We start from the raw sequence: 19,167 nt of genomic DNA on the forward strand, positions 1-19,167 counted from the left end.
TTTTGATAGGACAATCACAAAATAGAGTTATCTATTTTGCGAAAGCCCCTTCATTTTAATTCTTTTCTAATACTAAATCTCCCATTACAATACCTACCACTTGTCCACTATTATTCTTTATAGGTACTGAAAGAGCTATACAATATCCATCAGTATCAGAAGATATATAGGGCTCTGACTTATATACTAATCCTTTAATGGATTCTTTAAAGTAGGGTCTATGAGAATAATTACAATATAACTCTTCCCTGCTTCCCTCAAGGGTTATCCCTTTAGTATCTCCATTTATATCCATAACTGATAATAGATAAAAGAACGGATATTTTTTCACAAATTCTTTTAATGTTTTATTACACTTAGTTTCTTCTAAACATATTATTGAGCCTTCTTTTGCAACACTATTCAAAATATTTTTAGCATTATTTATATATTTTTCAGTATCTTCATCTAAAATATAATTTTGTGCAAAGGATGATATTATAAGCTTCATATCTTTATTCATATTTACAACTTCTTTGATATTATCAGAAACACGCTTTACTACCTTAAGTTGAGCCTTAGAACTTTCTGCTGTATTTTGTACATGAATGGTAGTTTTAGAAACAAAATTAGAAATACTATTTATAGATAGCTCTATATTCCTTAAATTTACATTTTGCTCCTCAATAGCTTTATTTATTTCTTGTATAGAGTTTAATGTATTCATACTAGAACTAGATATAGTATGAAAATTTTCACTATTTTTCTTAGCGTATGAAATAGATTCTTTTATAACTGATAAATCATCTTCCATTATAGATCCAAATTCATATATATCTTTTTGAACATTATCTGTTATCTTTTGAATTTCATCTGCTTGTACAGATGACATTTCTGCCAACTTTCTTATTTCCTCAGCCACTACAGAAAAACCTCTTCCAGCTTCTCCTGCTCTTGCAGCTTCTATGGATGCATTTAAAGATAATAAATTTGTAGTACCACTTATTTCTTTTACAGTATCAGATATATCTTGAATTTTTTGTGCACCAATTTCTAAGGCTTTTATCCTAAGAGAGAGTTCCTTTTCCAAACATAGTGATTTTTCCATCTTATTAATAAGTTTATCAAACTCACTCTTGCTTTCACTTACAGATTCCATCATTGACATAGCTGTTTTTTCCACGCTATGAGAATTTCTAACCATAGTTCCATGATTTAAAACAATACTTTCTATATCACTTCTAACAGATACAACTTTATCAACCTGATTATTCATATCATCCGATATGGTGGTTATAGATTCTACATTTTCAACCACATGTAACTCCATATTTTTCATATCTTTACTTAAGACATCACAGTTTATAAGTATCCTATCACTAATTTCTGTAGATTTTCCTATAAGCCTTCTAACCTTTATCATAAAGTCATTGGAATAAACTATTAGTTCTTTTATTATTTTAATTTTGTTTGCCTTTAGTTTCTTTGTTAAATCACCTTGAGCAATTTTCTCCATTTCATTAGTTAACCTTCTTATTGAACTTCTAATTCTTATATTAAATATAGAAACTATGATTAAAGTCACAATAAGAATTCCGATTATACCCCAAAATACATCTTGTGTTTTCAAATTTTTACCCCCTCTATATGAAATTAAAGCCATATAATATATAATTATACATTATTATAAATACATTTCCTACGAAAATATTACTTATTAAGTAAAATAGCCGAATTTTGGATAAATCCAACGGTTTTTCCCAATAGTTTTCTAGGTAAAACCTTAGATATTCCTATAGCAATTTTATTTTTAATCCCAGGTATAATTATGCTTCTTCCTTTCATAAATTCTTTATACCCTATTTCAGCAACTAACTTAGGCGACATAGCTCCTCTTAATTCTCTTTTGCCAGCTCTTTGATGAAAATCTGTTTTTGTAGTTCCTGGACAAAGTCCACTTACCTGAATATTATACTTTTTAAGTTCGATTGATAAAGCTTCAGTTAAAGATAATACATAAGCTTTTGATGCATAATATACTGCAGTATAAGGTCCTGGTTGATAAGCACCAGTAGACGCCACATTTAAGATTTTTCCACTCCCATTTTTAATCATTTCATTAGAAATTAAATATGTAAGCTCCGTTAAAGCAACCATATTAGTTTGTATTACTAAACCATGACTTTCCATATTAATTTCATGAAATAGACCACAATAACCTACACCAGCATTATTTATTAGTACATCTATCCTTATATCTAAATTTATAATTTCATTAAAAATCTCATTTCCACTATGAGATTTAGATAAATCCTTCTCAATTATAATAACTTGTATTTCATAAATCTTTGATAGCTCCTCTTTAATCCTTTTTAAAACTTCAATTCTTCTAGCAACTAAAATTAAGTTATAGCCATTTCGAGCAAATATTTTACTAAGCTCATATCCAATTCCAGACGAAGCTCCAGTAATTAACGCTGTTTCTCTTTTAATTTTCATATATAATTCCTCCCTGAAAATTCAAACTATGCTATCATCAAATAGTTAATATTTATTTTTTCATATATATAGTACAGATTTAAATTATTAATTCAAATTTTAATTCAATTAATTGAAAATTACTAGATATTTTATCTTTATATAGCTATATTATAAATAATCTAAGCGATTTTAACCTAAACTATATAGTATAAAAGATTAAATATTACATTTGTAAAATAAATATGGAGGATATTTATGAAATTTGAAAACCTTTCCCTTGATTTTTTTCGTAGGGACGCAAGAAAAGTTGCTGAGGACCTCTTAGGTAAAATAATAGTACGGAATTATATGGGATATAAGCTCACTGGTAGAATTGTAGAAACTGAGGCTTATGTGGGAAAAATTGATAAAGCTTCTCATGCCTATAACTATAAGAAAACCACTAGAACGGAACCTTTATTTAAAAGTGCTGGTATAGCCTACGTATATAAAATATATGGAATGTATAACTGTATGAATATAGTAACCGGTTGTGAAGACGATCCTCAAGGAGTCTTAATTCGTGCCATTGAACCAATAGAAGGTATTGAAGTTATGAGTAAAAACCGATTTAATAAACCTTTTACTAAGCTTAAGCCTCGAGAAATATTAAATCTCACTTCTGGTCCTGGAAAACTATGTATAGCCCTTAATATAGACAAATCTTTAAATACCCATTCTATATTAAGTGAGGAATTATCCTTATATGCAGACGATTTTAAAGATTTCAAAATTGTATATTCTAAAAGAATTGGCATTGATTATGCTGAAGAGGCAAAAGATTTTCTTTGGAGGTACTATATTGAAGGCAATAAGTATGTTTCAGTTATAGATAAAAAATCATCTCTATAAAATTACAGAGATGATTTTTATCTATATTTCTAATTATAGTTTTAAAAATTTAGCAAATCTATTTCTAACTCTTCCTTCTCCCATTATTTGCATAATAGTATAAAGGTCTGGTGTATTATTTCTATAAGTTAATGCCGTTCTTACACATCCAGCTACATCTGAAACCATACCTTTGTAATTTCCAGGATTTTTCTTAAAGGCTTTTCTATCTGTAGCGTACCCTAATTCTACAGCTACTACTTTTAACTCTTCAAACCAAGTATCCTTATCAGTATTAAAATTATATGCCTTAGCATAAGCTTCTATTACCCTTTTAGCTTCTGCTAAATCTATATTCTTAGGAAACTCTATTTCTTCTGAAGTACTGTTGAATAATTCATCAAAAAAGAAGAATATTTTTTCCTTAACATCATTCCATTTAGCAAAATCCTTTCTAGGTTTTGGTCCTTCTTTATCAATATTGAATATTTCTTTACACATTAATTCATTGTTAGTTACTATGTCATACATTTCCTTATCATAATTCTTAGCCCAATTTATATAGTAGTCATATACCACATCAGCCTTTAACTTGCAAATTACATTTTTACTTACATCACTTAATTTTACAATATCAAATAAAGCACCACTTCTACTCATCTTATCTAGATATACTCTAAATTCATGATAATCAGATGATGGATTTTCTTCTCTCCACTGTTCAAAAGTAGAATTTATTATATTAAGTAAATATTCTATAACAGATATCATAGGATATCCTTCTTCATCATAATAACTTACTGCACTTTCGGGATCTTTTCTCTTAGATAGTTTTCTTTTAGAATCTCCATCTAACTTCATTATTGTAGGAGTATGTGCATATTCAGGTCTATCAAATCCAAGAACATCAAAAAGTTGAATATGAATTGGAAGAGATGACAACCACTCTTCTCCCCTAATTACAGTAGTAGTTCCCATTAGTGCATCATCAATAGCATGAGCAAAATGATAGGTTGGAAGTCCATCAGATTTAATTATAACTATATCCTGATTGCTTTCTGGGAAAGAGATATCACCTTTAACTAAATCGTGAAACTCAACTCTGTTTTCTGGATTACCCGGGGATTTTAATCTTATAATATATTTTTCACCTTCACCTATTCTTTTTAAAGCTTCTTCTGGAGATAAATTTCTACAGATTGCATATTCTCCATAATATCCTGGAGTTAATTTTTCACTAATTTGTTTTTCTCTCAGTTGTTCTAGATCTTCTGATGTACAAAAACATGGATAAGCAAGCCCCTTTTTAATTAGATCTCTAGCAAAAGTTTTATATATCTCTTCTCTTTCGCTTTGTCTATAAGGACCATACTCACCTTTAGATGTATTATCCCCTGTCATACCTTCTGTAAAATCTAACCCAAACTTATGCATGGTGTTTATAGTATCTTCTATAGCACCAGCCACTTCTCTTTTTTGATCTGTATCTTCGATTCTTAAATAAAAAACTCCTTCACTTTGAGTAGCTATTCTTTCATCTATTAATGCAGAAAATACTCCTCCTATATGTTGAAACCCTGTTGGACTTGGAGCATATCTAGTAACCTTGGCACCTTCTTTAAGGTTTCTCTTCGGATACTTTGAAATATAATACTCAGGCTCCTTATCAATGTTAGGGAAAATTGTATTTGCTAATATTTCATAATTCATTTTACTCACCTTACCTTATATATTTATTAATTACCTCACACTTTAGCTTAATCTATTTTATATAGTACAACTTAATAATATAATTTAGCATTTTTTATAATATGAGATATGTAGTAATCTTATTTAAAGTTTACCTTATATAAAACTCTATTAAATATTACCATAAAATAAAGTATAATTGTACCCCTATATGATTTAATATAAATTCCTTATATTTTATATAAAATATTCATCTTAGCTTCTTTCCCATTTGCTTTCATTATTTTGACACCTTGGAATTTATCATAATTTTCTTTAATTCCTTCATCTAAGTTAATGGATTTTTTTTCATTAGCTATATACGCAACTATTTCATCATACTCAATGAGTTCTTCTATTTTCCTTTTTAACTTTTCACTTTTTTTCCTAGCTATCGCTCTTTCCTTAGCACTATATTCCTGTGAGTCTTTTATTAGTTCCAATGTACTCAATTCACCTTCATATTTTCGTTGCATAATATGAACATATTCTGTCCTCAATAAAGCTACAGTTAAGCTGTCATATCTATGAGCATATACCAATGCTTTAAATCCATCATTCTTACCTGAATCAAATAACCAATATATAGGTTTCTTTCCATAAGCTTTTATATGATCCTTATAGAATTCCTTAAAGAAGTATCTTCTAATACTTTGCCTTGAAGTTTCACTATCTTTTTTGCCTAAAATATTGGCTATAAAGTTAAGATTCTCTTCCAATACTTCATTTCCATAAACTGCTTTTAAAAATTCAATGAACTTGGTCATTAAGTCTTCTGAAAAATATTTTTCTTCTGTTATAGGCATTATATTATCAAACTTAGGCATAAAACTTGAATTAACCCATCTATTCTCATTTACTTTTCCAGTGTAATCTATTTCTACTTTCTTAACTCTATGATTTTTAAAATCCCATTTATCTTGGAAGTTTCCACCTCCATACACTAACCCATCAACATCTATTGAATATCTACCCATAATACATCCCACTGCATAAGATATTAAAGATTTCACTTCTCTTTCTAACTCAATTCTCCTTAATGTTATATCTTTATAGGGTACATCCGGGGATAATTCTTCATTTAAACCATAAACATCTATGAATATTTTATTTAACTTCTCTTCATTATTTTTAAGTTTCTCAATAATTTTCATATTTTCTTTTTCCCAAAGTTTAAATCTAGATTCTATGGTTACATTCTTAACTTTTCTTTCTCTTAAGTCTCTCATCAATGGATGAGTTCTAAAGTTCCATGATGTCTCAAAGTCATTCCATTCCGCTTCACTAATGGCTATGTTTTCTTCTACAATTTCATCAATGATAGATTTTATTTCTTCTTTAAATACATCTTCATGTATTGGAATATTCTTTAAATCACCTACTTGTATATTATAGGTTGGATTCATTATATCTAAAAACATATTAGCAACTTTGCTGCATAACAATGCTAGTACTACCTTTTCTAGGTCTTTATCATCCAAGAATATAGAAGATCCAGCAACGTCAAATATGAACCCCTGAGGAGAATACCTTACTCCCATATTTTCAGAAATAAAAGTGTATGTAAGACCACTTTTAAAATAAAACTCCTCATTTTTTATAGTTCTACTATATGATTTATATAACATTGATGCATAATCTTTTACTTCACTGCCATCATTTTCCCAATTAATCACATATCTATTATTACCAAACCACTTTCTGTATTCTCCACCTTTGTTATATGGAAACCATTTTTTCTTACTTAACAAAGCTTCATCTCTATCAACAGCTGAAAAATTAATTTCATTTATATCAACTTCATACCAATCTCTTAAAAACCGTTTATTATCTGATGTAGCCATTCCTTGTCTAGGCTTTGCAATATTTTCAAACTTGTGTAAATTAGAAAATAAATTTAATACATTATCATTTACCCAATAAGCAAAAGGTTTTGTTGGAATTGTCATAAGTTTTTTTAACCATATATTATAAATCCCATCTCTCTCCATTCCACTACAAACCGACTTAATCTTTACTTTCTTTTCTAAAGCTGTTACCTCTTTAGTAAGGTCTACAACTCTCGTTTTATATTTAGGAATTTCACTATTTTGATTTATAAAAGCAACATTCTGTACTATGGTCCCCACATTATCTTCAAATACTCTAGATCCTAAATGAATCATGCTAATAAAGGTGCTGTCTTCTAAAAGCTTACCTCTAAGTTCTAAAAAACTACTTAAAAACATCCATGAATGCTGATTTACCATGGCATATATCCCATCTTTTTTCAGATAGCTCTTACACACTTCCATATATACAGAAAATAAATCATGCTTTGATAAAGGATAATGATTGGTCAAATATTTAGCTAGGGTATCATTAGCCCCCCTTAGTCCCATATAGGGTGGATTAGTAATACAAACCTCATATTTGATACTCATTATTTCTCCCTGATTAATGAGCTTTGGTAATATATTTAAAAGTATCTGTCTATAATCACTAAATACTAAATTATTTTCTTCATTTATCTCTTCTAATCGTTCTTTTAACCTCTGAAAATTAACCTTCTCAACTCTTAATATTGATCCAAACTCTTTACCCTCCTTAAAGGTATTTACTAAATAAGATAAATCACCTCTTAGCTCTTCATCTTCCTTTGCGAAATATTCTATAATTTCATAAGTAATACCATTACTTTCTTCTATAGCTACTATATTAAGCTTCAAAGGATTTTTTTCAACTTCTCTAAAAAATCTTCTATTATACGCTCTAGCCTTCATAATAAGACAGAACATACCAATTTGACTAGCTCTTAAATCTATATCTAATCCAAATATATTATTTTCTAAAATTTTTCTTGAAATCTCTCGCTCTGGATAAGCTGCAGATTTGTAAATTTTATAAAGCACATCAAAGGAATATAACAATATGTGCCCCGAACCCATACATGGGTCAAGAACCTTTATATCTTCAGGATGTAAATTTTTTCTCCCCAATTTAATATTATGTAAAATGTCATCTATTTCGAAATCCTGAATGTCTTCCTCTAAATAATATTTTAATTCATTCTTTAAATTTTCATCCTCATGTCCTTGAATCCATATGGTTCCTAATGAATTTTCTACTAAGTATTTCACTATCCACTTAGGAGTAAATAACTGAGTAGCTGCTGGAATGTTTTCTTTAGTTATTTTTACATTTTTCTTTAGATCATCAAAAACCTTATCCTTCTTTTCAGATATATAATACTGATACATCCACCCTATAATTTCTACTTCCTCTTTCCAGTCTTCTTCATCTATGTCATTGCACATTTTCATTAGTATGGAACCTTCTTCTAACAAATTATCAGGAAATAACAATTCTGTATAATCTTCTGTTTTTTCAAATAAACCAGGAATAATATTCCCTAATTCATTACATTGTCTTATTAAAATATATTTATATAGATTTTCTCTATCAGAATTTTTACTACTGTCTAACAATTTATAGACTAAGTCTGAATCTAGTCTCAACTCTCTTATAACTTCACCAACCCTAAATAAAATATCTGGTTCCCTTTTACCTGGTATCTCCGAAGATATAATTCTTATTCCAATGGGCAAATAATCATTTACTTCCATATATCTTAAAGCTATAAACCTGTTAAACCAAGTATATGCCACTTCTTCCACAACTTCACCTAAAGATTTTGATTCTATTTCCTTTATTAGTGATTTTCTATGCTTAGGTGAAATATTAAATATTTCTTCTCCACCCACTACTTTAAATCCACTTTTAACCACTTCTATCTCTCTAATTCTATTATCTTCAATACCTATTTTATATGCTCTATCTTTTATTTTTTCAATAAGATTGCTTCTTGCCCAAGTGGCAAAAGTCTTAACTTTATTCTTATTCATCCTTAATTGCTCCTTATATGCTATGTAAAATTTCAATAGCTTTATTATAACATAGTAGGAATTTTTTATTGAAGTTTTTATATAATTCCCTAGCACATTATTTTTCTTTTCAAGTTCTAAGATTTTATAATTAAACCTTAAAGAGCTATCTCAAAATAATTTTCTAAAATCTCTGAAATGTTGAGTTTATACTTTAATACCATTACCAGATAATACTCAACATAATTAAGATTTAGATTACTTTGAAATAGCCCTTTTATAAATAAATTATTTAATTCTAATAACCGTTTTTTTTTGCTACTATACCACTTTCATTAGTACCTGGCTCTTCAATAGTAGTATTAAAACTACTTTGAGCGTATTGACCTTGAGATTTATTGCCATTACGAAGATAGTTCTCCTTTTTGTATTTCCTTTTATCTTCTTCACGTTGTTTAATCTCATATTGTTGTTCTCTTAATAAATAATGATCCATATTTATCCCTCCTTTAACACATATATTCATTGTTTATTATGTGTTAAAGTTTTTTTAGTATACTGTAAAATTCAATATACTTTTCCTATAAATTCTATTGTTAATTTAATTATAAAATCTAGATCTCAGTATAATTATCCTTAAACCAATCTATTAGTTTTCTTGCAATACTAATGCTTCCAGGAATACTAGGTAAATTATTTACCTCAAACCAGTTTGCCTCTTCAATTTCAACTCCATCAACCTTTATTTCACCCTTATCATATTCTGCTGTGAACCCTACCATAAGAGAGTTAGGAAATGACCATGGTTGATTACCAAAATATTTTATATTTTTAACTTCTATTCCTACTTCCTCCATCACTTCCCTCTCTACACATTCCTCTAAAGTTTCACCAGGTTCCAAAAATCCTGCTAAAACACTATAAAAATTATGTTTTGACTTAGCATTTTTAGCAAGAAGTAATTTGCCATTCTTAACTATAGCAACTATTATAGCTGGACTTATTCTAGGGTAGCTTATAAAACTACACTGTGGACATATTTTCCCATATTCATTTGGTATAGTATTAGTACCATTACCACAAACACCACAATATTGATGGGTTCTATCCCAATTCATGATTTGAATAGCACGTCCCGCTTCTATATATATTTCATCTGGAACTTGTCCATATAAATTTCTTAAGGTTATAAACTTCATACCCAAAGGTTCAGTATACTCTTTTGATACCTCTACAGAGTAACACTTACCACAGCTTCTAATTCCTAGATCTTGAACTCTTACCGGATTAATACTAACTGATTCTAAATCTTTAAAGTTTGGTATAAAAATTTTATCTTCTTTTTCTTCTACTAACAATTCATTTTGTCTAAATATAAACCAAATAGAAGCATTAGTTTTTTCTATTGATAAATGATTCATTATTTTTCCTTCTTTCATTTTATATAAAATCTATATTAACCTTAATATATTTTATTAATTAAGTCTATACTATTTTCTAGTTTAAAATGTAAAAAACCTCGTAATACTTATTAGTACTACGAGGTATGGTGCGCCATCAGGGGTTCGAACCCTGGACCCCTTGATTAAGAGTCAAGTGCTCTGCCAGCTGAGCTAATGGCACATATCCTTGTCACAAATATTATTATACAACCCACTGTAAGTTTTGTAAAGTATTTTATTAAAATACATTAAATAAATATTTATCATTTAATGTAAAAAAATATAAACCAATTCAGTTTATACTTTTATAGATTAATTTAATCATATTAATTATTTTACGATCTACTTTTTTCAAAAAATTTTTATTAAAAAGAAACAACACTCTACAGTATTGTTTCCCTTGGTGCGCCATCAGGGGTTCGAACCCTGGACCCCCTGATTAAGAGTCAGGTGCTCTGCCAACTGAGCTAATGGCACATGTCCTTGTCACAAATATTATTATATTAATATTATTTAATTTTGTAAATAATTATAGGTATATGCAATAGATTTCAAAATATCTATTGCATATACCTATATTGTATCTAAACATCCTTTATCTTCATTATATAAATTTCTTATTTACATCCCTTGATCCACTTAGATATAATAAGTGAGGATAATATATGTTGAATTCTATAACATCACCAACTTTATAATTTGATTTACAGTCTTCTATATCTATAATTAAATGATCACTACTAGCACCAATTACCTCTATATTTTTATCTATAGGTATTAAAGTATCTACAGAAACAAAATCCTGCTTACCTATTGCCAATAATGCACGTCTTCTTTCGCCTCTATCTTCATAGGTGGGCTTATTCCCAAATGCATCTATAAATATTTCACCAATTGGATGAGATGGCTTATTTTTAACTTCCACTACCTGAGCTTTTAGCACAAAGGCATCTTGATGTAACATGGACATATCATACTCCCAAAAATCATATAAATCCTTAGCAACTAATATTCCTTCTCCAATTCTTAAATTATTAATTTTACTTGGTATTTTTCCATCCCAAATTAAAGTTAAAGAAGAAGTAGCTCCTCCTGAAACCACATCCAATTCTCTTCCAATCAAAGCTTCTATTTTTTCTGCTACATCACATAATTTACCTAAATTCTCTTCTGTAGGTTTCACAGAACCATAGCATCCTAAATTTGTCCCTATGCCATAAAGTTTTACATTAGTTAATTCTTTCTCTACATATAAGGCTAAGTTTATAAACTCTTTTTCATCTACAATACCTTCCCTTAAATCACCTAAATCCATCATTAAAATAACTTTGTGATTCTTGTTTTTATATTTACACTCTTCGTTTATTTTCTTTAAAGTTTCAATTTCAGAGTTTAAACTTATATCCACATATTCTACTAATTGTTTTATTTCATTATGCATAGGTATTCTTATAAGCATAACAGGTTTTTTTACACCTTGTTTTTTCATCTCTATAACTTGATTTATTCTAGATGTAGCAAGATACTCACATCCTGCCTTATCCATCTCTGAAACTATCTGTGGCATTGCATGTACAACTTTAACTACTCCTGCTACAGAAATCCCTTGATTCTTACATAAATCCACTACATATTTAGTATTATCATATATCTTTTTTAAATCTATCTCTAGTAGAGGAAATTCTTCCAGCTCCTCCATTTCCTTTATATGGATATCATTAATCAAAGTGTTTTCTAACATAGTACCCTCTCCAGTCCCCTAATATAAAGATACCTAATTTAAATTAGTTTTATTTAACAGCTGCTATCTTGTTTATATTATAAGAAAATTCACTCAATACTTCTCCATCCATATTAATTAAAATAAACCCAACCAAAAACTACTCATAACACAACCATATAATTATGTTATGAGTAATTAAAAACAAATATAATTCTAAATTTAGTTGACTGCTTAATCACTCTAAACAGAGTTCTTACCTTCTAACCAATTCTTTAATAAGTAATGACAGTTTTAATAAACCTTTCTCTAGCTCTTCTATAGGTGCATAGGAAAAAGATATTCTCAAAGAATTATTAAAATTAGCATCATATATATATCCAGGGTACAATAAAATTCCCATTTTACATGCTTCATCAAAAAGCTTATACATACCTATTTTATACTTTAAAGTAATCCAAACATAATAACCCCCTGAGGGTATTTCCCAAGTAGCTATATCCTTGAAGTATCTATTTAAAGCATTTATTGTTACATCTCTTCTTATAGTTAATTGACATCTTATCTCTTTTAAATGATTTTCATACAACCCCGTTTCTAGCCACTTACCCACAGTAAGTTGTGATAAAGAGCTAGAACCATAATCAGTTTGCATCTTTATATCACCTAATCGTTCAATTACTGGTTCTGGTCCCACAATCCAACCAATTCTTAATCCTGGACATAATGTCTTTGATACACTCCCTACATATAATACCAATCCATTAGTGTCTATACTCTTAATAGGGTTCGGTGGTGGAGTGTCAATCCAAAGCTCCCTATATACATCATCTTCAATAATAGGTAACTTCTCTTTCTGACAAACCTTTATCAACTCTTTTCTTCTCTTTTCTGACATGACTATAGAAGTAGGATTTTGAAAATTTGGTATAGTATATAGTATAGATGGAACATGTTTTTTTATGTAATCTGGAATTAAATTAGCCATAACTCCTTCCTTATCCATAGGTATACCACTTCTTCTCATATCTAATGACTGAAATATTTGAAGTGAATACATATAAGAAGGATTTTCTAACAATACAGTAGAACCCTTTTGCAATAATCCCATAGAAATTAGCTGCATTGCTTGCAAAGCTCCAGAAACAATAAGTATAGAACCCGGTGATGCATATATGCCAATTGTCTTTAAATAATTACTTACTTGCTGCCTAAGATACATAGTTCCACTGGGACTTTCATATCCTAAATTATCCATATCCTTTGCTACTTCATTTAATATTATTTTCATATCTTCCTTTGGAAATAATTCTGATGATGGTTCTCCAGTGCTCAATCGTATATAATCTTCTCTAAACTCAAGGGTATTGATTTTCTTAATAGTCTTAACATTAGGGATATGAATGCCTTCATCAATATAGGACTTCCAATCTGGTTGTATATTAGATAATAAAGGTGATACATTATTTACTATTTTAGTTCCACCCTTTCCCTTCCCCTCTAAGATTCCTTCTGACTTTAACTCATCTATAGCTGAAACAATAGTACTTCTATTTACATTAAAAATTTTAGCTAATTCTCGTTGCGTAGGAATCATAAATCCGACTTGCCATTCTCCTCCATTTATTTTCTCCTTAAAGTACTCTACAATTTGAATATATAGAGGCTTATTTATGTTTTTATCCGGCTTCCAATCTATATTTATTATATTTATCTCTCCTTTCAAGATAATAATATACTATTAAATGTATTTGCTTATCTATTTAATATATTAACCTAAATATTTCTTCTTTTATAGTCATTTATAAGAATAGAGCTTAATTATCTGATGATAACTAAGCTCTTATAAATTTAATTTTCCTATTATGATTGCATTTCTATCTCTTTCTCTTCTAAGTAAGTACATATGGCTCTGAAATCATCTATCCAATGAATTTTTGCAAGTTCTCGCAAATCTAGAATTAAACCTGTACTTTTATGTTTGATATACTCCATATTATAGATTTCCGTTTCTACAAAATTATCTATATAACTATATATACATGGAACAAATTTATCCCAATTCTGTTCAAAATATTTAGTTTTTGCATAACATAATCTATTTATATGAAATATTATCCCTATAGGAGTACTCTTCGTTGCTAGTTTATGACTAAAATATTCTTGATTAGGGTATTTGGGCTCTACTCTTTCCCAATATAAGTTTTCATTGGGATGTAAATTGAACTTGTCAATTATTTTACACTTTTCTTCCCCCAACTCTTCTCTCATCAACTTTTCTCTAATAGGCTGTTCCAGCTCTTTTAAATACTCTAGATTCATAATGTAATACCCCCTATTAAAACCTTGTTATAAATTTCTTAATTTCATTTTATTGCTTTATATAGCAATTTACCAATACTAATTATTGATAAGTATAATATTACTTATTGGTAATATTAATACAACAATATAAATTAATCTATTATACTAATTACATATATAACTTTAATAAATGAAAAGCCTTTACTTAAACTCTAATATATAAAAAAAACTTTTATGAGAATTAACTTCTTCATAAAAGCTTTTAAAAAACTTAATAACTATACAGCTATACTTCTTCTTTTTGAAAACACACTAACACTTTCTTTTGCTAGAGCTGTGACTATAGATGATGATCCAATAAATAGTATTCCTATTTGTGGAGTTATTATTGTAAAATCAATTACTCCATGAACTAAAACAACTACCTGTATTGCCATAAGTAAAGCTACACTACTATATCCAGATTTATAAAGATATATTAAATCTTTATAGATATTTGCTCTTATATATAAGTAAATTAAAAGTCCGATTACTCCTAAAGAAGTTAATAATGATAGCCATATATTATGAGAATGATTAATAACAGAACTATATCTTGAATATTCATTACCATGCTCTATAGTTCCTAACATTCCCCAACCAATCAATGGTTTCTCATCTATCATCTTTAAAGATCCTAACCATATTTCTTCTCTAGTGTCAAAAGACCTCTCCATCTGATGACCAGTAATCTCTTGAGAAATATCAGATACTTTTGGAGGAGTAAAACCTACTATACCTATAACTAATAAAATAGATATAACAATTATTATATCACTCTTATTTCTTTTTACTTTCAATAGTAATAGGGAAACTAATCCAAACATTAATCCAATAAAAACCCCTCTTGAGCCAGTTAAACAAAGATTTATTAAAAATAGAGATGTAGCACTATAATATGCCAACTTCACTTTAACACTTTTACTATTAGAAGCATAGTATATGGCCATTATCATCATAATAGCAAACCAATCTCCAGCTATGTTTGGATTTCCAAAAGTACTAAAAATTCTATGATTAGTTGAAACCTCCAACGGTACACCTAAAAATTTTTTCCACAGTTCCATTGGAAAATATGCAAAAGTAACCTTTTCTATAATTCCAACAATTCCCGAAAAAATCGAAAACTTAATTAAATAATTACATATTATTTCCAACTTTTCTTCTGTCTTGCAATAGTTTTGTAATACTACACTTATAGTAAAATATAAGAAAAAAACTATTGAAACAGCGGCAGACATAATACTTTTATTAAGAAGTCCAGCTAATAGAGACCAAAGAAACAAAAGAACCAATCCCATATTCCAACTATTTTTCTGTATTTCCTCTCTCATCTTTATAACTCTATAAGTAGTATATACTCCGGTAAATAATGCAGTATATGGAGACATAATAATTAATAATATTAAATTAAACATAATCTTCACCTTTATTTTTCTATTCTTCCATATATAATATGTTATTATCATCATGGAAATTATTTTATAGTTTTACATAATAATGTGTTCTTAAAATCCTCTATATATATCTTACACATTTTTACTAGTTTTGTTAATACTTTTTACATATTTTGGTATATATTTTTTAACACATAAATATACACATTGATTATAATACATTATGTACGAATTTATTTCAACATAAAAAACATATTGTAATAAATTCGTAAGAACTTCCTCACTGTATATTATAGGATTTAAAGTTACTTCATATACCTTAAATTAATAAAATTATACCCTTTTCTCTTTTCTCTTTTCTCTTTTCTTTAACTATTTTACAATCAAGACTACTCTATAAACTAGATTTTAAATAAATGTAGATTTACTTATGAAAACCATTTTCTGAAATTTTCACAAAGCCTATAAATATATAATATAGTGAGTATATAAATAAAAATGCTAAGGAGTAGCTATATTCCACCTCCTTAGCATTTTCTTATTTCAGTATTTATTTACCTATATCTTTTCTATAATACATTCCATTAAAATTTACTTGTAATATCCCTTTATAAGCCTTTTCTCTTGCCTCTTCTAGATTATCTCCAAGAGCTGTAACTCCTAAAACTCTACCACCATTAGTAATTAATTTATTATATATGGAATCAGCTCCAGCAATAAATACCTTTTCACTACAACTATCAACACCTGTAATTAACTCACCTTTTTCATATCTCCCCGGATATCCTTTCGAAGAGCCTATAACACAACAAGCTGTCTTATTTTTAAACTTAACTATATCATCACTAAGTTTTCCTTCTATTGCAGCTTCAATTATATCAATAAAATAACTCTCCATAAGAGGTAACACCACCTGTGTTTCTGGATCACCCATTCTAACATTATACTCTAAAAGATATACTCCTTTTTCGCAAATCATCAATCCAAAGAATATTATTCCTATATAGTCTAGATTTTCTTCCTGTATCCCCTTAAGCGTTGGCTTTAAAATATCCTCTTTAAAGGCTTTTAAAACACTTTCATTACAGTATGGGTTTGGAGCCACAGTTCCCATTCCACCTGTATTAGGTCCCTTATTATCCTCAAATATAGTTTTATGATCCTTAGATGATATAAATGGAATTATAGTATTTCCATCCGTAATACTTAATATTGAAGCTTCTACACCTGGTAAGAATTCTTCAATTATAATTTCCTTACCTGCTCCTCCAAAAGTATCATTAACCATGAAATCATTAATGGCTAAAATTCCTTCTTCCTTAGTTTCAGCTATAACAACGCCCTTACCTGCAGCAAGTCCATCAGCTTTTATAACTATTGGATATTCAGCCTTTTCCAAATACTCTAAAGCCTTCTTTGAATCTCTAAAAGCTTCATAAGCTGCAGTTTTAACTCCATATTTTTTCATAAATTCCTTAGCAAAGGTTTTGCTTCCTTCAAGAGTTGCTGCTTTCTTACTAGGTCCAAATATTTTTAGATTGTGACTTTTAAATAAATCTACTATACCATTACATAGGTATACTTCTGGTCCAACTACAGTTAAATCTATAGAGTTTTCTAAAGCAAAGTTTAGAAGTTTATCATTATCTGTTAAATTAATATTTTCACATTTATGTTCCATAGAAGTACCACCATTTCCTGGAGCACAATATATCTTTGAAACCTTATCACTCTCACCGAGCTTCCATGCTATAGCATGTTCTCTTCCACCATTTCCTATGACTAAAATTTTCATAAAATCACCTCCAGTTTAACTTATAGGATACTAATGTTTAAAATGTCTCATTCCTGATAAAATCATAGGTATGCCATACTCATTGCATGCCTCAATACTCTCATTGTCTCTCATAGATCCACCTGGCTGAATTATTCCTTTTATATTATGTTTACTAGCTTCATCTACACAATCTCTAAATGGGAAGAACCCATCAGAAGCAAGGATTACTCCATCTCCAGCTCTATCTATAGCTTGAGTTGTAGCCCAAATTCTATTAACTTGTCCACCAGCTATTCCCTTGGCCATACCATCCTTAACTACTACTATAGCATTGGACTTTACATATTTACAAACCTTCATTCCAAATATCATATCACTCATATGTTCCTTTGAAGGGTTTGCTTCTGTAACTACTTTTAATTCCTCATAAAGCTTTCTATCTACATCTTGTACTAATATACCTCCATCTACAGAAACAACTTCTTTTTTATCACTTGGTTTACTCATACATTTTATAACTCTTAGATTTTTCTTTGTTTTAAGTACTTCTAAAGCTTCTTCTTCGAACTCAGGCGCAATAACAATTTCTAAGAAAGTTTTTTTCATTTCTTCTGCTGCCTCTTTAGTTACTTTAGTATTAATAGCTACTATACCTCCAAAAATTGAAACATTATCACAACTATATGCTTTACTATAAGCATCTAAAGCAGAATCACCCACCGCAACTCCGCATGGTGTATTATGTTTTAAAGCACAACAGGTAATTTCTTCAAATTCATTTACTACTTTCCAAGCTATATCCATATCCTTTATATTATTGTAAGAAAGTGCCTTACCATTTAATATTACAATATTATTAAGCATTCCAGTTTTATTTGTGTTAGTAAATACAGAAGCTTCTTGATGAGGATTTTCTCCATATCTTAAATCTTCCATTTTTTCATAAGATAAGGATAAATACTTATTTGAATGCTTATCCTTATTCTCCATGTGGTTTAATAAGTATTCACATATTGCACTATCATAGGCTGTGGTTAAGTTAAATACCTTCATAGCAAGATATTTACGAGTTTCAAAGGAAACTTCTCCACTTTCCTTCATTTCCTCCATAACTATTTTATAATCTTCTACATCACTTATTACTACCACATCTTTAAAGTTTTTAGCAGCACTTCTAAGCATTGTTGGACCACCTATATCTATAAATTCTACTGTTTCTTCAAAGGTTAATCCCTCATTAGCTTTTTCAAAGAAAGGATATAGATTAACACAAACTAAATCTATAGTATCTATTTCTCTTTCTTTTAAAGTCTTCATGTGCTCCTCATTATCTCTAATAGCAAGGATACCTCCATGAACTACAGGGTGTAGTGTTTTTACTCTTCCATCTAACATTTCTGCTGTCTTTGTAACTTCTGCTACTTCTTTAACTTCTATGTTATTTTTCTTTAATAGACTATATGTACCACCAGTAGATATAACTTCTATCCCATGCTCTACTAAGAATTTTGTAAACTCTACAATTCCATTCTTATCATAAACACTTATTAAAGCTCTTTTCATAATT

At 29.0% G+C, this 19,167-nt stretch carries 13 protein-coding genes and 2 tRNA genes; 1 reads left to right on the forward strand and 14 read right to left on the reverse strand.

The window, feature by feature from the left end; all coding sequences use genetic code 11:
- Positions 1-55: 55 nt before the first annotated feature.
- On the reverse strand, positions 56-1,609 hold the full coding sequence (locus B2694_RS00020) for a methyl-accepting chemotaxis protein (RefSeq protein ID WP_346884015.1): 1,554 nt from the start codon (positions 1,607-1,609) through the stop codon (positions 56-58).
- Positions 1,610-1,689: 80 nt separating this feature from the next.
- The gene (locus B2694_RS00025; protein WP_346884016.1) at positions 1,690-2,478 is read right to left on the reverse strand and encodes an SDR family oxidoreductase; all 789 of its coding nucleotides are present in this window, start codon (positions 2,476-2,478) and stop codon (positions 1,690-1,692) included.
- Between the two features lie 237 nt (positions 2,479-2,715).
- On the opposite strand from B2694_RS00025, the gene B2694_RS00030 reads away from it, so the two are divergent.
- Positions 2,716-3,351 carry a DNA-3-methyladenine glycosylase gene (locus tag B2694_RS00030; RefSeq protein WP_346884017.1) on the forward strand — a complete coding sequence of 212 codons (636 nt, stop codon included), beginning with the start codon at positions 2,716-2,718 and terminating at the stop codon, positions 3,349-3,351.
- A 33-nt stretch (positions 3,352-3,384) separates the two neighbouring features.
- On the opposite strand, the gene gltX is transcribed toward B2694_RS00030, so the two are convergent.
- The 12 genes from gltX to purH form a co-directional block, all read right to left on the reverse strand.
- A complete protein-coding gene (gene gltX / locus B2694_RS00035) occupies positions 3,385-5,040 on the reverse strand; it encodes a glutamate--tRNA ligase (protein ID WP_346884018.1) in 1,656 nt (551 codons plus the stop codon).
- A 209-nt stretch (positions 5,041-5,249) separates the two neighbouring features.
- Complete coding sequence (gene pglX, locus B2694_RS00040; RefSeq protein WP_346884019.1) at positions 5,250-8,942, reverse strand: BREX-1 system adenine-specific DNA-methyltransferase PglX; 3,693 nt, start codon at positions 8,940-8,942, stop codon at positions 5,250-5,252.
- Between the two features lie 277 nt (positions 8,943-9,219).
- The gene (locus B2694_RS00045) at positions 9,220-9,417 is read right to left on the reverse strand and encodes a hypothetical protein (protein ID WP_346884040.1); all 198 of its coding nucleotides are present in this window, start codon (positions 9,415-9,417) and stop codon (positions 9,220-9,222) included.
- Between the two features lie 118 nt (positions 9,418-9,535).
- On the reverse strand, positions 9,536-10,342 hold the full coding sequence (gene nudC / locus B2694_RS00050; protein WP_346884020.1) for an NAD(+) diphosphatase: 807 nt from the start codon (positions 10,340-10,342) through the stop codon (positions 9,536-9,538).
- Positions 10,343-10,468: 126 nt separating this feature from the next.
- Positions 10,469-10,544: transfer RNA gene (locus tag B2694_RS00055), tRNA-Lys, on the reverse strand.
- Positions 10,545-10,764: 220 nt separating this feature from the next.
- Positions 10,765-10,840 (reverse strand) — tRNA-Lys (locus B2694_RS00060).
- Positions 10,841-10,967: 127 nt separating this feature from the next.
- A complete protein-coding gene (locus B2694_RS00065; protein ID WP_346884021.1) occupies positions 10,968-12,104 on the reverse strand; it encodes an alanine/ornithine racemase family PLP-dependent enzyme in 1,137 nt (378 codons plus the stop codon).
- Positions 12,105-12,339: 235 nt separating this feature from the next.
- On the reverse strand, positions 12,340-13,809 hold the full coding sequence (locus B2694_RS00070; RefSeq protein ID WP_346884022.1) for a PLP-dependent aminotransferase family protein: 1,470 nt from the start codon (positions 13,807-13,809) through the stop codon (positions 12,340-12,342).
- A gap of 137 nt (positions 13,810-13,946) precedes the next feature.
- Positions 13,947-14,405, reverse strand: a complete 459-nt coding sequence (locus B2694_RS00075; RefSeq protein WP_035132934.1) for a hypothetical protein — start codon at positions 14,403-14,405, stop codon at positions 13,947-13,949.
- Positions 14,406-14,665: 260 nt separating this feature from the next.
- Positions 14,666-15,844: an O-antigen ligase family protein gene (locus B2694_RS00080; protein ID WP_346884023.1), complete on the reverse strand. Its 1,179-nt coding sequence runs from the start codon at positions 15,842-15,844 to the stop codon at positions 14,666-14,668.
- Between the two features lie 529 nt (positions 15,845-16,373).
- Positions 16,374-17,618 carry a phosphoribosylamine--glycine ligase gene (gene purD, locus B2694_RS00085; protein ID WP_346848067.1) on the reverse strand — a complete coding sequence of 415 codons (1,245 nt, stop codon included), beginning with the start codon at positions 17,616-17,618 and terminating at the stop codon, positions 16,374-16,376.
- A gap of 30 nt (positions 17,619-17,648) precedes the next feature.
- Complete coding sequence (gene purH, locus B2694_RS00090) at positions 17,649-19,166, reverse strand: bifunctional phosphoribosylaminoimidazolecarboxamide formyltransferase/IMP cyclohydrolase (protein ID WP_346884039.1); 1,518 nt, start codon at positions 19,164-19,166, stop codon at positions 17,649-17,651.
- Position 19,167: the final 1 nt, after the last annotated feature.

Origin of the sequence: Clostridium sp. UBA4395 (assembly GCF_002390995.1) — a bacterium.
GTDB lineage: Bacteria > Bacillota > Clostridia > Clostridiales > Clostridiaceae > Clostridium_J > Clostridium_J sulfidigenes.

What these genes read in the sequence shown, in the direction of transcription:
- B2694_RS00025 (WP_346884016.1), bottom strand. Translation starts at nt 2,478, where the DNA reads ATGAAAATTAAAAGAGAAACAGCGTTAATTACTGGAGCTTCGTCTGGA.
- B2694_RS00030 (WP_346884017.1), top strand. Translation starts at nt 2,716, where the DNA reads ATGAAATTTGAAAACCTTTCCCTTGATTTTTTTCGTAGGGACGCAAGA.
- gltX (WP_346884018.1), bottom strand. Translation starts at nt 5,040, where the DNA reads ATGAATTATGAAATATTAGCAAATACAATTTTCCCTAACATTGATAAG.
- pglX (WP_346884019.1), bottom strand. Translation starts at nt 8,942, where the DNA reads ATGAATAAGAATAAAGTTAAGACTTTTGCCACTTGGGCAAGAAGCAAT.
- B2694_RS00045 (WP_346884040.1), bottom strand. Translation starts at nt 9,417, where the DNA reads ATGGATCATTATTTATTAAGAGAACAACAATATGAGATTAAACAACGT.
- nudC (WP_346884020.1), bottom strand. Translation starts at nt 10,342, where the DNA reads ATGAATCATTTATCAATAGAAAAAACTAATGCTTCTATTTGGTTTATA.
- B2694_RS00065 (WP_346884021.1), bottom strand. Translation starts at nt 12,104, where the DNA reads ATGTTAGAAAACACTTTGATTAATGATATCCATATAAAGGAAATGGAG.
- B2694_RS00075 (WP_035132934.1), bottom strand. Translation starts at nt 14,405, where the DNA reads ATGAATCTAGAGTATTTAAAAGAGCTGGAACAGCCTATTAGAGAAAAG.
- B2694_RS00080 (WP_346884023.1), bottom strand. Translation starts at nt 15,844, where the DNA reads ATGTTTAATTTAATATTATTAATTATTATGTCTCCATATACTGCATTA.
- purD (WP_346848067.1), bottom strand. Translation starts at nt 17,618, where the DNA reads ATGAAAATTTTAGTCATAGGAAATGGTGGAAGAGAACATGCTATAGCA.